This window comes from Sphingomonas sp. So64.6b (genome assembly GCF_014171475.1).
Classification (GTDB): Bacteria; Pseudomonadota; Alphaproteobacteria; order Sphingomonadales; family Sphingomonadaceae; genus Sphingomonas; species Sphingomonas alpina_A.
Window position 1 is genome coordinate 502,512 of the sequence record NZ_CP048817.1, and the last position, 12,890, is coordinate 515,401.

15 protein-coding genes are annotated in these 12,890 nt (G+C 62.9%); 7 read left to right on the plus strand and 8 right to left on the minus strand.

What is annotated here, in order from left to right; all coding sequences use genetic code 11:
- The first annotated feature begins 15 nt into the window (after positions 1-15).
- On the plus strand, positions 16-417 hold the full coding sequence (locus G4G27_RS02325) for a hypothetical protein (protein WP_183111746.1): 402 nt from the start codon (positions 16-18) through the stop codon (positions 415-417).
- Between the two features lie 60 nt (positions 418-477).
- Here G4G27_RS02325 and G4G27_RS02330 read toward each other — a convergent pair whose 3' ends face one another.
- Both G4G27_RS02330 and G4G27_RS02335 read right to left on the minus strand, forming a co-directional pair.
- Positions 478-1,806 carry a HAMP domain-containing sensor histidine kinase gene (locus G4G27_RS02330; protein WP_183111748.1) on the minus strand — a complete coding sequence of 443 codons (1,329 nt, stop codon included), beginning with the start codon at positions 1,804-1,806 and terminating at the stop codon, positions 478-480.
- A 5-nt stretch (positions 1,807-1,811) separates the two neighbouring features.
- Positions 1,812-2,486, minus strand: a complete 675-nt coding sequence (locus G4G27_RS02335; RefSeq protein ID WP_183111750.1) for a response regulator transcription factor — start codon at positions 2,484-2,486, stop codon at positions 1,812-1,814.
- A 312-nt stretch (positions 2,487-2,798) separates the two neighbouring features.
- On the opposite strand from G4G27_RS02335, the gene G4G27_RS02340 reads away from it, so the two are divergent.
- Positions 2,799-5,225, plus strand: coding sequence for a TonB-dependent receptor (locus tag G4G27_RS02340; protein ID WP_183111752.1), 2,427 nt, complete (start codon positions 2,799-2,801; stop codon positions 5,223-5,225).
- Positions 5,226-5,359: 134 nt separating this feature from the next.
- On the opposite strand, the gene G4G27_RS02345 is transcribed toward G4G27_RS02340, so the two are convergent.
- Genes G4G27_RS02345 through G4G27_RS02355 form a run of 3 tightly spaced genes read right to left on the minus strand, consistent with a single transcriptional unit; the run spans position 5,360 to position 7,766 of the window.
- Positions 5,360-6,058, minus strand: a complete 699-nt coding sequence (locus tag G4G27_RS02345; protein ID WP_183111754.1) for a hypothetical protein — start codon at positions 6,056-6,058, stop codon at positions 5,360-5,362.
- A 31-nt stretch (positions 6,059-6,089) separates the two neighbouring features.
- Positions 6,090-6,428 (minus strand): hypothetical protein, encoded by a 339-nt coding sequence (locus G4G27_RS02350; RefSeq protein ID WP_183111756.1) that lies wholly within the window; start codon positions 6,426-6,428, stop codon positions 6,090-6,092.
- 48 nt (positions 6,429-6,476) lie between these two features.
- Complete coding sequence (locus G4G27_RS02355) at positions 6,477-7,766, minus strand: MFS transporter (RefSeq protein ID WP_183111758.1); 1,290 nt, start codon at positions 7,764-7,766, stop codon at positions 6,477-6,479.
- Positions 7,767-7,926: 160 nt separating this feature from the next.
- On the opposite strand from G4G27_RS02355, the gene pgsA reads away from it, so the two are divergent.
- From pgsA to G4G27_RS02370, 3 genes are read left to right on the plus strand one after another with little or no spacing between them, the layout of a single operon-like run.
- On the plus strand, positions 7,927-8,478 hold the full coding sequence (gene pgsA / locus G4G27_RS02360) for a CDP-diacylglycerol--glycerol-3-phosphate 3-phosphatidyltransferase (protein ID WP_183111760.1): 552 nt from the start codon (positions 7,927-7,929) through the stop codon (positions 8,476-8,478).
- A gap of 5 nt (positions 8,479-8,483) precedes the next feature.
- Positions 8,484-8,741, plus strand: coding sequence for a molybdopterin converting factor subunit 1 (gene moaD, locus G4G27_RS02365; protein WP_183111761.1), 258 nt, complete (start codon positions 8,484-8,486; stop codon positions 8,739-8,741).
- Positions 8,738-9,184 (plus strand): molybdenum cofactor biosynthesis protein MoaE, encoded by a 447-nt coding sequence (locus tag G4G27_RS02370; RefSeq protein WP_183111762.1) that lies wholly within the window; start codon positions 8,738-8,740, stop codon positions 9,182-9,184. Before moaD ends, G4G27_RS02370 begins: the two co-directional genes overlap by 4 nt.
- On the opposite strand, the gene G4G27_RS02375 is transcribed toward G4G27_RS02370, so the two are convergent.
- Both G4G27_RS02375 and G4G27_RS02380 read right to left on the minus strand, forming a co-directional pair.
- Positions 9,181-9,834 carry a fasciclin domain-containing protein gene (locus G4G27_RS02375; protein ID WP_183111763.1) on the minus strand — a complete coding sequence of 218 codons (654 nt, stop codon included), beginning with the start codon at positions 9,832-9,834 and terminating at the stop codon, positions 9,181-9,183. The genes G4G27_RS02370 and G4G27_RS02375 overlap by 4 nt on opposite strands.
- 98 nt (positions 9,835-9,932) lie before the next feature.
- Positions 9,933-10,832 (minus strand): hydrogen peroxide-inducible genes activator, encoded by a 900-nt coding sequence (locus tag G4G27_RS02380; protein ID WP_183111764.1) that lies wholly within the window; start codon positions 10,830-10,832, stop codon positions 9,933-9,935.
- A 147-nt stretch (positions 10,833-10,979) separates the two neighbouring features.
- Here G4G27_RS02380 and G4G27_RS02385 point away from each other — a divergent pair, with 147 nt between their 5' ends.
- Both G4G27_RS02385 and G4G27_RS02390 read left to right on the plus strand, forming a co-directional pair.
- Entirely contained in the window at positions 10,980-11,522 is a 543-nt protein-coding gene (locus tag G4G27_RS02385) for a peroxiredoxin (protein ID WP_183111765.1), read from the plus strand.
- Between the two features lie 132 nt (positions 11,523-11,654).
- A complete protein-coding gene (locus tag G4G27_RS02390) occupies positions 11,655-12,176 on the plus strand; it encodes a carboxymuconolactone decarboxylase family protein (RefSeq protein ID WP_183111766.1) in 522 nt (173 codons plus the stop codon).
- A gap of 3 nt (positions 12,177-12,179) precedes the next feature.
- On the opposite strand, the gene G4G27_RS02395 is transcribed toward G4G27_RS02390, so the two are convergent.
- On the minus strand, positions 12,180-12,875 hold the full coding sequence (locus G4G27_RS02395) for a sulfite exporter TauE/SafE family protein (RefSeq protein ID WP_183113563.1): 696 nt from the start codon (positions 12,873-12,875) through the stop codon (positions 12,180-12,182).
- Between the last annotated feature and the right edge of the window lie 15 nt (positions 12,876-12,890).

Here is a 12,890-nt window from a genome sequence, read left to right on the forward strand (position 1 = left end):
TTCGGAGGCCATTTCATGCGCAAGATCATCAAAGCATTTTTCCTGGTGTCGGCGCTTGCGCAGACACCCGCTGCTTACGCCTCGACGGCAACACTCAGGCTGGTCGCTCGCGTGCCGGTAATGTGCGCAGTCGATTTCAATGGTGCCCGGATGGAAGCCAACCGGATCGTCATCTCGGTACACCGAATGTGCAACACCAGCCACATCGTTGCGGTCAGCGTGCCGGCCAACGATGCCGGCGATGTGCGGGTGAGCTATGCCAACACGCCGGTTCTTGCCGGTGGCACGATCGACCTGGTGCAGCCCGAGCGGTATTTCGACGACTTCGACGAAATCACCGTCGAGAGCCAGAGCGGCGATTCCGATCAGCTCCTGGCCATCGCGCAGAACATCAACGTCGCGGTCTACCCATCCTGATGAGGCCTGGCGCCTGATCCGGATCGCGGATCAGGCATCATTGCCGTCCGTCGCCCTTGCTCAGGGTAGATGGATCGTCACCTTCAGGCCGGGATTCGCGTTGCCCAGCGTCACGTCGCCGCGATGAAGACGCGCGATCGCGGCGACCAGCGGCAGGCCCAGTCCGTGGCCGCCCCGCATATCGTCGGTCGTCAGCCGTTCGAATCGCCGCATCGCGACGATACGGTCACCATCCGCGATACCGGCGCCATTGTCCGCGATGACGATCGTCACACCAGACTCCCGTTCGGCGACCGATAGTGAAATCGTGGTTCCGGCGGGTGTATGGTACAGGCAATTCTCGATCAGGTTCGCGAGCATCTGGTTGAGCAACTGCCTGTCGCCCGCGATGACGACATTGCCGGTCACATCGACGTTGAGCGATCGACCCTGTTCTTCGATCGACGGTCGATAGGCCGAGGCCAGATCTTCGACCAGCAGCGTCAGGTCGATGGTTTCGAATCCGGCACGCCGATCGCCGCCCTCGATCTCGGCGATGCGCAGAAATGCCGAGAACAGGCTCAGCGTGTCCTCGGTCTGCGTCAGCGCGTCTGTGATGTCCTGCCGCAATGGATTGCCCTCGGCGCGTCGCGCCAGCGATGCCAGGCTGCCCCGCAACCGCGCGAGCGGCGTGCGCAGATCATGTGCCGCATCGTGCGCGACATGGCGAATGCCGACCATAAGCTGCTGGATACGATCGAGCATGCGGTTGAGAAGTTGCGCCTGATTGTCGAATTCGCTGCCCGACGCATCGACACGGACACGGCGATCCATATCGCCGTCCATGATCGCCTCGACCGCCTCGCGCATATCGGCAATGCGGTGGCCGATCGCGGCAGTGAGCGCGATCACGCCAAGGATGACCATCGCGGTAATCGACGCCAACCCGAGCAGAAGCACCCGGATGAATGCCGAATCGAAATTGTCGATCGGCTCGCTTTCGGCAATCATCGCCAGCGTATGATCATGGCCGACCGGGACCACCAGCGCGCGGCCGCGCACCAGGCCGGGAATATGATCGTCGCGGTCGATCGAGGAGAAACCGGGCGGCGGAAGCTTGATTGTCAGCGTCCCGGCAACGCGCTTGCCCAAGTGATCGACGAGCATGAAGCCGAGATCGCGTGATTCTCTGCGGCTCTCGAGCTTCCTGATCTGCTGAATGACCGCGCTCAGGTCGGGAGGGCCGGTCTCGGGGACGATATTGGAGGCTTCGACGGCGAGCCGCCGGTCGACTTCCTGATCCAATGCCTGGTGCGTCGCCGCATAGATCGACAGTCCCACCACCAGCACGGTCGCGACGAACACGATCAGGAAGGCGACTCCGAGACCGCGCAGCGTTCGGGGACGCATCAGCGCTAACTGCGGATCATATAGCCGACACCGCGCACCGTCTCGATCGGGTCGGCCAGCCCGTCGGCGCACAAGGCGTCGCGCAATCGCTTGATATAGCTGTCGACGATCTTGGCCTTGGGGTCGAAATCATAGCCCCAGATCGTCTCGATCAGCATGGCGCGGGTCATTACGCCATCCGCGTTGCGCACCAGTTCGGCGAGCAGCTTGAACTCCTGCTTTTGCAGTTCGATCGCCTGGCCCGATCGCCACACACGATGCTTCGGCACATTGATCTCGATATCGCCGGCGCGCAGGATACCGGTCTGCAGCGAATTCGTCGGGCGTCGCATGATCGCGCGGAAACGCGCCTCGAGCTCGGCGGCATCGACCGGCTTGACCAGATAGTCGTCCGCCCCTGCGTTCAACCCTTCGATCTTCTCGTCGCGCGTACCATAAGCGGTGAGCATGACGATCGGGGTTTCGATCTTGGCGTCGCGCAACCAGCGGATGACCGCCACGCCATCCATATTGCCGATCAACATACGATCGACCACGATGCCGTCGAACGCGTCCTGAGCGACCAGCGAGAACGCCTCGCGCCCATTATCGATGATCGCCGACTCATGCCCCAGCGCGGCCAGGTCCTGCGCCAGCAGCGTTGCCAGTGGTTGGTCGTCCTCGACAATGAGCAGGCGCATCGACCCTGGGCTCCAGACCGACACCTGCCGCCACAAGGCAGGGCTCGCGTCAATGCGGCGCGCTATAAACACCCAGGCACATCGCGGCTAGGGTCATGCGGATCGATGGATTGCCATCGCACCGAATGCGCGGTCGGTCATATCCGGTACGTCGTGATGAAACGAAATTGTCGCAATATTGACTTGTCGCGGTAACGCAGCGCGCGCCTGCCAGTGACCGGTTCGCAACCGCGCCGTCACAAGCCCTGCCTAGAGCGACTGCCAATCGGAACGAGCGGCGCAACCACGCCGCCTCCTAAAGGGAAATAGCATATGCGTTACACAACGGGCACCCGCCTGCGACTGCTTCTGGGCGTCTCCATCCTCGCATCGACGGCTGCACCGGCCTGGGCGGATACGACGCCGGCAGGGTTGGGGGCAGCGGCGGCAGAAACCCCGGCCGCCGCGGCCCCGGATGCGCCGACAGCCGAACCGGTCGCCGCTGACGGTGCCCAACTCGAAGACATTGTGGTCACTGCCACCAAGCGCGAGACCAACCTGCAAAAGACCCCCATCGCGATCGCGGTGATGAGCAGCCAGAATCTGTCCGATCGTCACGTCCAGAGCCTGCTCGACCTCGCTGACGGCGCTGTGCCGAGCCTGCGCGTCGCGACTTTCGAAGCGCGGCAGACCGCACTCACCATCGGCATCCGCGGCATCGTGCCGCTCGACGCCAATCAACCGGCGCGCGAGCAGGGCGTCGGTATTTATATCGACGGCGTCTATCTCGGCCGTCAGCACGGCCTCAACGCGGCCTTGTTCGACCTTGAGCGGGTCGAGGTGCTGAAGGGTCCGCAGGGCACGCTGTTCGGCCGCAATACCGAAGGCGGCGCGCTCAGCCTGGTCAGCAAGGCGCCGAGCGGCGAATTCGGCCTGCGCGCCACTGCCGGCATCTCCAATTATGGCGGCTATAATGGCGACTTCCATCTCGATCTGCCGCGCCTCGGCGATTTCGCATTCAAGATCGATGGGGTGATCCAGTATCAGGGTGCCACGACCAAGGATCCGCTGCCCGGTTCGACCGGCTTCAACTATTACGACCGCCGCGGTGGCCGGGCGGCAGTGCGCTGGACGCCGTCGAGCAATTTCACCGCCGACCTGTCGGTCGATCGCGGTTATGACGCGAACACCGCGTTCTACAGCCAGCTGCTGAACTATAATCCGCGCAACCTTCCGGTGACGTCGATCGCCCAGCAAAACGCGAATATCGCCGCTGGCCGCCCGGCGGTTCCGGCCGGCTCGATCTCGGCGCTGCCGCCGCTCGTGCAAGTCAATGGCGACACGCGGATGAGCGTCGCCGATATCGGCGTGCCGCAACAGCCAAGCATCGACAAGACGTTCGGCACGACGCTGCGCCTCGCCTGGAAAGTCGCGCCCGATCTCGAGCTGCGTTCGATCAGCGCCTATCGCGAAGTGAGTTCGATCCAGTGGGACAATAGCGGTGGCGCGCATCGCCCGCCGGTATTCACGCCCAATGGCGGGTTCAGCCGCTACAGCCTGGCCGATCTCTACCAGCACCAGTGGAGCCAGGAATTCCAGGCGGTCGGCAGCACCAGCAATATCGATTACGTCGCCGGCCTTTATTATTTCTACGAAAAGGCGCGTGACGACGCGGCCACGCCGAGCTCGAACCGCTGGAACGCTGACGGCACCGCTTACACCATCCTCGATCCCACGCCGACCGAGCCCGGCCATCGGTCGCTCGACCGCGCCAGTGTTGCCTCATCCAACAGTTACGCGGCCTATGGCCAGGCGACCTATACGCCGTCGTTCATGGACGAGGCACTGCATCTGACCGTCGGCGGTCGCTACACGCATGACGATAAGAGCGGTAAGCTGTTCATCGTGAACAATATTCCTCGCCCATACGCCTACAAGGAAAAGGAAGACCGTTTCAATCCGATGGTCACGCTGGCGTATGATCCGACGCCGGGGCTGAACTTCTATGCCAAATACGCGACCGGATATCGCTCGGGCGGCGCAAGCTCGCGCTCGATCACCTATCGGTCGTTCGGACCTGAGGACATCAAGTCGTACGAAATCGGCGCGAAGACCGAATTCCTCGACAATCACGTCCGCCTCAATGTCGCCGGCTACATCGCCGACCGCAAGAACAGCCAGATCGATTTCAGTTCGATCCAGTTCGATAGGGATACCAATTCGAGCCGCAATACGATCGAAACCGTCAATGCCCCCGGCACGACCAAGATCCGCGGCATCGAAGCGGATTTGACGGTCAATCCGTTCCGCGGCCTGACGCTGACCGGCAGCTATGCCTATACCTACACCAAGGTTCCGCCAGCGCTGAACACAACCTTGGCAGTGCCGGTGTTGCAACAGGTCTATATCGTGTTCACCCCGCGCAACGCGGCGAGCGGCGCGATCGATTACACCATCCCGATCGGCAACGGCCCGGACCTGCGCTTCCACCTCGATGCGAACTACAGCCAGTCGACCCAGACGTTCGATCAGTTCGCGATGAAGAACGACGCATCGTTCATCGTCAACGGCCGCATCTCGCTTGCCAATATCGATCTCGGCCGCAACGACACGAAGCTGACCATTTCGGCCTGGTCGCGCAATCTGTTCAACGAGGCGCATGTCTATCGTCGCGATCCGAGCAACGAATCGACATTGGGCGATTACGGCAATTTCAACGCACCGCGCACCTTCGGCCTTGAGGGCAGCATCAAGCTGTAACGCTTGCGGCCTGCTCAATTCGATCCGGTAATCCCGCGATGCAACGCGGCGGGGTTACCGGATGGCCGGCACGTCGATCGAATTGCCGCCATCACGGCGCCGCCGCAACCTTCGTCGGGCGCCTGACACCCGGCTCAGAAAGACTCGTCGTCCGGGTCGCGATCCATCACACGCACCCAGCGCCCGCCAAGTGACTCCCCGGAGCAAGGGCCGTGCTGCGTCAGTACCACCGCATCGGCGGCGAAGGCGGCGTCGAGGCGACAGGTGTTGGCCCCGTCGGCCACAAACGGAAAGGTCAGGGCTGCTTGACCGGGTGTCACCCGCACCGGATTTCCTTCGTTCGTAAAGCCCTGCGCCACGTCCGGGCCCGCCAGCGCATAACCCGCCTCCAGGCCGCCCGGCACCGGCCTGATACGCAGCATGTCCTGGTCGCGCATATAGATGCCGCCAAGCCGGAAGTCGGGGCTTTTGAGTATCGCAATACGATTGGTGTAGAGGCTGCGCAGGCACGTCACGCGCTGCGCGTCATCGTCGCACATGATGCCGCCGCCGCTTATTCCCGGAGGGGTCAGTGCCCGGCCGCCCATCCAGCCACGCTGAGTCATTTTGACATAGTCGGCGATCCGCCCGCCCCATACCGTCAGCGCCGCGCGATAGGCGGTGGCGAGTTCCTCATCCAGCTTCGAAAGCTGCGGATCAGCGCAGATCACTTTCTCCGCGCGGGTTTTGGCCTTTGCGCAATCGAAACTGGCGGCATGGGCGAACGGCACCATGGCCGACGTGGCCCATGCCAGGAAAGCGATACCGCCGATCCGACGCAAGATGATTTTCATGGCATGCCCCCGCACAGGTCCACCGCCAATTCTATGCCAGCCGAATATCGTCCGCAATCGCCGTTGCAGCGGCGACGCTGCGGCGGCGCCCTATCGATTTCAAGACAGACGCACCGTCCCGAATTAAGACTTTGGTAACCATAAGTCGCGCTGGCCCAAATCGTAAACGAAGCGTTAACTGTTGGTCATGCGAAGCCAATTCACTCTCGGCGCTCAAGCGCCCCGCCACCCTTTCCGGCAGACCCTTGCGCCGGCCAGGGCCGTCAAACCGCTGCGCAACGAAGACGGCGACCTGAAGCTCTTCGTGCTGAGCTTCACCGCCTTCTTCATCTGTATCTACAGCTTTATTTTCTAAAGGATCACCCTCCACCGGGATGATTCCGCTTACACCGATGCTGCTTTGATGTTTCGCTGCGACCTAATCGCAGGCGAGATGCAGCTTCTGCGCGATCCATGCCGAGACCAGGCACATGCCCGCAACCAGCAGCATCATGTCCTCGGGCGACACCCCTAGCCAGATCAGGAACAACACGGTGAACGCGCCGACGGTCATCGCGCCGGAATTGACCACGTTGTTCGCGGCCACGGTGCGCGCGGTCTGATCCTTGGTCACGGTCGTGGTCAGGAACGCATAGAGCGGTACCACGAACATGCCGCCGGTAATCGCGATCGCCAGCAGCGAGAGGGTCACCGGGATCGCGCGTGGTTGAGTGAAGAACTCCACCACGCCGTAAAGGTGGCCGTCCGTGGCCGGTATCCAGGTCCGCGCGAGCAGCGAGAAGATCACGACGAAACCGCCCATCGCGATCACCGAAACCGGCGAATATTTGGCGGAAATCTTGCCCTTGAGCATCGAGTTGATCACCACCGAGCCGATCGCCACCCCGACCGAGAAGATCGCGATGACCAGGCTCGCGACGCGCTCATCGGCGGTCAGCACATTCTTGACCAGTGGTGGGAAGACGATGATCAGCACCGATCCGATCGTCCAGAAAAAGGAAATCGCGCAGATCGCCAGGAACAGGCGCGGGATGTGCATCGTCGCCCTGATCAACCGCCAGGAGGCGGTGAAGGGGTTGTAATTGAGCTTGAGCACTGCGCCTTCGCGCGGTGCCGGCGGCACCTGCCGCCCCGCGAACCAGCCGATTCCCGCGACCACCAGTACGGTCACCGCCGCACCCTCGGCCGAGATCCAGCCGGCAACCACGGTGCCCAGCAGGATGGCGAGATAAGTACCTGCCTCGACCAGGCCGGTACCGCCGAGTACTTCGTCCGGTTGCAGATGCTGTGGCAGGATGGCGTATTTGATCGGCCCGAAAAAGGTCGAATGAATACCCAGCGCAAACACCGCCAGCAGCATCATGAACATGCCGATACCGGTGTGGCCGGCTTTGGCGATCAACAGTCCGGCGGCGCCGAGCAGCATGATCAGGATCTCCGCGGTCTTCACGATGCGGATGATCTTGGCCTTGTCCGTTGTGTCGGCGAGTTGCCCCGACAATGCAGAGAGCAGGAAGAAGGAGATGATGCTGAGGCCGGTCGCCAGCGCGTTGAAATTGGATTCGGCCGCCGGATCGTTGAAAATCTGGTAGGTCGCGAACAGCACCATCGACGTCTTGAACAGATTATCGTTGAAGGCGCCGAGGAATTGGGTCGTGAACAACGGCAGGAAACGGCGCTCTTTCAGCAACCCGAGCGCGTTGAGCATGATCTAAAGCGGCCCTGTTTGTGATTGGTTTGTGGCGAAACGGTGTCGGCGGCATAGACGAGGCGGTAGCGGGGCAGCAACCGCTTATCCGGTGTCCCCTTGGGCGACGCTGTCCTGTCATGGGCTTTCGCACGGCCGAATGCCGGTCTAGAGCGATGGAATGTTGACCTTGCCCAACCTGTTAACCCTGTCGCGAATCGTTGCGGTGCCGCTGCTGGTCGGGTTCCTGTGGTGGCCCGGCTGGGCGGCGGGTTATGCCGTCGCTTTTGCACTCTACTGCCTGATGGGCATTACCGATTATTTCGACGGCTACCTCGCTCGCGCTCAGGGCACCGTGTCGAAGCTCGGCATCTTCCTCGATCCGATCGCCGACAAGATCATGGTCGCTTCGGTCGTGCTGATGCTCGTCGCGACGCGCGATATCGCCGGCTGGTCGCTGATCGCCGGCATCATCATCCTGCTGCGTGAGCTGGCCGTGTCGGGCCTGCGCGAGTTCCTTGCCCAGTTGCAGGTGTCGGTGCCGGTGTCGAAGCTCGCCAAGTGGAAAACGACCCTTCAACTGGTGTCGCTCGGCGGGCTGATTCTCGCCGGTGCACTGCCTGGCTGGGCCTGGGTCCAGCAAGTCAGCCTTGCCGCCTTGTGGGGCGCGGCGGCGCTGACGCTGGTGACCGGCTGGGATTATCTCCGCGTCGGCCTGAAGCATATGGATTGAGGCGAGTGGCGATCGAGATGCTGTATTTCGCCTGGGTGCGCGAAGCGGTCGGCACCGGCCAGGAACGCGTCGATCCGCCCGCCGCGGTGAAGACCGTCACACAGTTGATCGACTGGCTGTCCGATCGCAGCGCAGGCCACGCCGCAGCCTTTGCCGATCATGACCGGCTGCGCGCCGCGGTCGATCAGGTTTTCGTATCGCTCGACGCGCCGCTCGGCTTTCCTCGCGAAGTGGCGATTTTCCCGCCGGTGACCGGCGGATGATCCGCGCTGCCGTCCAGAGCGATCCGATCGACCTCGCGACCGAGCTCGCCGCGATCGAAGTATCCGGAGCAGGGGGCATCGCGACCTTCACCGGGCTGGTCCGTTCGGATGACGGTGTCGATGCGTTGGAGCTGGAACATTATCCCGGCGCGACCGAAGCCGCGCTGTGGTCGCTCGCCAAAGAGGCGGCGGAGCGTTGGTCGTTGCTGGCCGTCAGCGTCATTCACCGCGTCGGCGTCATGCGACCGGGCGAGCGGATCGTGTTCGTTGGCGTCGCCGCAGCACACCGCAAAGCCGCGCTGGAGGCTTGCACCTTTCTGATCGACCGCCTCAAGACCGAGGCACCCTTTTGGAAACGCGAGACCCGCGGGCAGGACGCGCGCTGGGTCGAACCGCGCGGCAGCGACGATGCCGCCGCCGCGCGATGGGATGAGTCCGCCTAGTTCAGCTTGGGCAGCACCACGCCGTTGACGACATGGACCACGCCGTTCGACTGGCGCACGTCCGGTATCTCGAGATAGCTCTTGTTGCCGTTCACGTCGGTCAGCGAGACGGCCTGGCCTTCCTTGGCGACTGTCAGCGGATCGCCTTCGACCGTGGTCAGCACGGCCTTGCCGCCGCCGGCATCGATCTGCGCGAGCAATTGAGCACCGGTGATCGTACCCGAGATGACATGATAGTTCAGTACCTTGACCAAGGTCGCCTTGTTCTCCGGCTTGAGCAGGTTTGCGAGGGTTTCCGGAGGAAGCCGGCTGAACGCATCATTGGTCGGCGCGAACACGGTGAAAGGGCCCGGGCCGGATAGCGTTTCAGTCAGGCCGGCCGCCTGCACCGCCTTAACCAGCGTGCTCAAATTGGGCGCGGCCGCGGCATTGGCGGCGATCGGCTTGGTCGCATCCATGGCCGCGCCACCGACGGCGGGATTGGGCGGCAATTGCGCGGCGGCGGCTGCCGGTGGGGTCTGTGCCGCGGGGGCGGCTGGCGTCGCTTGCGCTGCCGGAGCGGCAGTATCCTGGGCGATCGCGGTTGAGCTTGCGGCCATTGCGAGTGCGCCGGCCAGTGCCGCCAGAGGAAGTTTGGCAAAGGAATTCATGTGTGTCTCCGCTCGTAAAAAAATTCGTGTGCATCATTGGCGCACGTCAAAGATACGATTCAGCGACGAAATGGTTTCTCCCGTCGGTCGCGTGACGCTCACTGCGCCTCGGCAAGAACGCGGGCGAGCAGGTGGAAGTCCTTCTCTCGCGGGCTCGCGCGGCGCCATACCAGGGCGATCTGGCGCGACGGGCTTTCCGCGTCGAGCACCCGGGCGGTGAGGCCTGTATGGTCGAGAATCCCCGCCTTCAGCGCCATTTCGGGAAGCATCGTCACGCCAAGGCCATTGTCGACCATCTGCACGATCGTGTGCAGCGACGTGCCGAGCATCGTCGCCTCGGCGCGCAATTCGGGACGATTGCACGCGGCGAGCGCGTGATCCTTCAGACAATGCCCGTCCTCGAGCAGCAACAGTCGCGTCTCGTCGATATCGGCGGCGCGAATCGCCAGCGCCGAATTGCCCAACTCGGCTTCCGGGCCGGCGACGAACAGCCGGTCCTCGAACAGGAACTCGCTCGATACCTCCCCGCACGCATAGGGCAGGGCAAGCAGCACACAATCGGTGCGGCCATGGTGCAGCCCCTCGCACGCTGCGCCACTTGGTTCCTCGCGCAGGAACAGCTTCAGTTCAGGGTAATCGCGCCGTAGCCGGGGCAGGATGCGCGGCAGCATGAACGGCGCGATGGTCGGGATCACGCTCATCCGCATCTCACCCGACAAGGGCCGGCCGGCGGCACGCGCGAGGTCACCCAGTTCCTCCGCCTCGCGCAGTACGCGGCGCGCCTTGTCGGCGATGCGGTCGCCGAGGGGCGTGAAGCGGACGACACGCCGGGTGCGCTCGACCAGGACCACGCCGATCAGCGTCTCGAGCTCGCGGATGCCGGCCGACAGCGTCGATTGCGTGACAAAACACGAATCTGCAGCGCGGCCGAAATGGCCGTGATCCTGCAACGCGACGAGGTATTGCAGCTGTTTCAGCGTGGGGAGATATGTGGCCATTGATTGCCTCAATCGATCAAGGCGAGCAGAATAACCTGCTTGATCGATCAAAAGCCAGTGCTTATGTGCGGCGCAGCAAAGAGGGCGGTCCACGCTCCATCTGCGAGGATGTTCGAAGGGCTGACCCATTTCAGGAGGCCCAATTCCATGTTGACCATCGGCGACACGCTCCCCGACTTCACCGTTCCCGTCCAGCAGGGCACCGACGCGCTTCCCGCCGGCGAGACGCTGAGCCATGACAGCTTCCCCGGTAAGTGGAAGGTCCTGTTCTACTGGCCGAAGGACTTCACCTTCGTCTGCCCGACCGAAATCGTCGGTTATGCCAATCTCAAGGACGATTTCGCGGATCGCGACGCCGTGCTGATCGGCGCATCGACCGACACCGCGCATGTCCATCTCGCCTGGCGCAAGTCGGATCCAGATCTGGCCGCCGCCGATTTCCCGTGGATCGCCGACAATGGCGCGATCCTCGCATCGGCGCTGGGCATCCTCGACAAGAACGAGCATGTCGCATTCCGCGCGACCTTCATCATCGATCCGGACAACGTCATCCAGGCGGTACAAGTTAATGGCCTGAACGTCGGCCGCAACCCCGCCGAAACGCTGCGGGTGCTCGACGCACTGCAGACCGATGAGCTGTGCCCATGCAACTGGAACAAGGGCGACGACGTCCTGAAGCTGGCTGCCTGATTGACTTAACCCCCTCCCGCTTGCGGGAGGGGCAGGGGTGGGCCCGCGCGCTCCTCGAAAACACACCAATCGCGGTGAGCGCGAGCCCACCCCTCAATCCCCTCCCGCAAGCGAGAGGGGAGGAAGAAGATCATGTCGCTTAAGGATTTCGCGGGCACCTTGCCCGACTTCGCCAAGGACATCCGCCTCAATGTCGGATCGCTGCTCAACGAACAGCATCTGCCAGACCAGCAGAAGTTCGGCCTGTTGCTCGCCTGCGCGCACGCCACCGGTTACAAACCGCTGGTCGATGTCACAGAGGTTGAAGTGACCGGCAAACTGTCGCCCGAGGCGGCCAATGCGGCACGTGCGGCGGCGGCAGTGATGGCGATGAACAATGTCTATTACCGCTTCACCCATCTTGCCGGGAATGACGAATATCAGCGCATGCCGGCCAAGCTGCGCATGAACGTGATTGGTCAGCCGGGCATCGACAAGGTCGATTTTGAACTATTCAGCCTTGCCGTGTCGGCCATGAACGGCTGCGGCATGTGCATCGACAGCCATGAGCAAATACTCAAAAAGGCCGGCGCCACGGCCGAGGCGATCCAGACCGCCGTGCGCATCGGTGCGGTGCTGAAGGCGGTCGCGACGGTCCACGCCGCAGTCAACTAAGCGTCAGACAAGCGCCCGGTAGAGGTTGAACAGACTGGTCAGCGTCAGGATGATGCCAACCAGGAACATCAACGTCTTTGCCGGCACTCGCTTGGCCAGCAGCGCACCGAAAGGCGCCGCGATCACGCCGCCGATTAGCAAGCCCACCGTGGCCAGGGTGAACGCCTCCAACCCCAACTGAGTGATGAAGGTCGCCGAAATCGTCGCGGTCAGGAAGAATTCCGCGGTGTTGACGGTGCCGACCGTCATGCGCGGGCTCGCGCCTTGCACGAGCAGGTTTGAGGTCACGACCGGTCCCCAGCCGCCGCCGCCCGCCGCATCGAGGAAGCCGCCGATCAAGCCGAGCGGTTCGACGATCTTCGGTTCCTTTTCGCGCGGTGGATAATGCATCGCCCGGAACAGCAGGTACAGGCCGATCCCCGCAAGATAGATCAGAATGAACGGCTTGGCGGTACTCGCGTCGATATTCGACAGGACATAAGCGCCGAGAACGCCGCCGATCACGCCCGGAATCATCAGCCGGAAGAACAGCTTCCAGTTCACGTTGCGATGGAGCGCATGACTGATGCCCGAGACGGCGGTGGTAAAGGTCTCGACGGTGTGGACCCCGGCCGACGCGGCGGCGGGCGGCACGCCAAGGAACAGCAGCAGCGAATTCGAGATCACGCCAAACGCCATGCCGAGCGCGCCATCGACCATCTGCGCGGCAAAGCC

Excerpts from the sequence above, each read along its gene's own strand:
- G4G27_RS02325 (WP_183111746.1), top strand. The coding sequence starts at position 16 with ATGCGCAAGATCATCAAAGCATTTTTCCTGGTGTCGGCGCTTGCGCAG.
- G4G27_RS02330 (WP_183111748.1), bottom strand. The coding sequence starts at position 1,806 with ATGCGTCCCCGAACGCTGCGCGGTCTCGGAGTCGCCTTCCTGATCGTG.
- G4G27_RS02345 (WP_183111754.1), bottom strand. The coding sequence starts at position 6,058 with ATGAAAATCATCTTGCGTCGGATCGGCGGTATCGCTTTCCTGGCATGG.
- G4G27_RS02340 (WP_183111752.1), top strand. The coding sequence starts at position 2,799 with ATGCGTTACACAACGGGCACCCGCCTGCGACTGCTTCTGGGCGTCTCC.
- G4G27_RS02395 (WP_183113563.1), bottom strand. The coding sequence starts at position 12,875 with ATGGTCGATGGCGCGCTCGGCATGGCGTTTGGCGTGATCTCGAATTCG.
- G4G27_RS02390 (WP_183111766.1), top strand. The coding sequence starts at position 11,655 with ATGTCGCTTAAGGATTTCGCGGGCACCTTGCCCGACTTCGCCAAGGAC.
- G4G27_RS02375 (WP_183111763.1), bottom strand. The coding sequence starts at position 9,834 with ATGAATTCCTTTGCCAAACTTCCTCTGGCGGCACTGGCCGGCGCACTC.
- G4G27_RS02380 (WP_183111764.1), bottom strand. The coding sequence starts at position 10,832 with ATGGCCACATATCTCCCCACGCTGAAACAGCTGCAATACCTCGTCGCG.
- G4G27_RS02370 (WP_183111762.1), top strand. The coding sequence starts at position 8,738 with ATGATCCGCGCTGCCGTCCAGAGCGATCCGATCGACCTCGCGACCGAG.
- pgsA (WP_183111760.1), top strand. The coding sequence starts at position 7,927 with ATGTTGACCTTGCCCAACCTGTTAACCCTGTCGCGAATCGTTGCGGTG.
- G4G27_RS02355 (WP_183111758.1), bottom strand. The coding sequence starts at position 7,766 with ATGCTCAACGCGCTCGGGTTGCTGAAAGAGCGCCGTTTCCTGCCGTTG.
- G4G27_RS02385 (WP_183111765.1), top strand. The coding sequence starts at position 10,980 with ATGTTGACCATCGGCGACACGCTCCCCGACTTCACCGTTCCCGTCCAG.
- G4G27_RS02335 (WP_183111750.1), bottom strand. The coding sequence starts at position 2,486 with ATGCGCCTGCTCATTGTCGAGGACGACCAACCACTGGCAACGCTGCTG.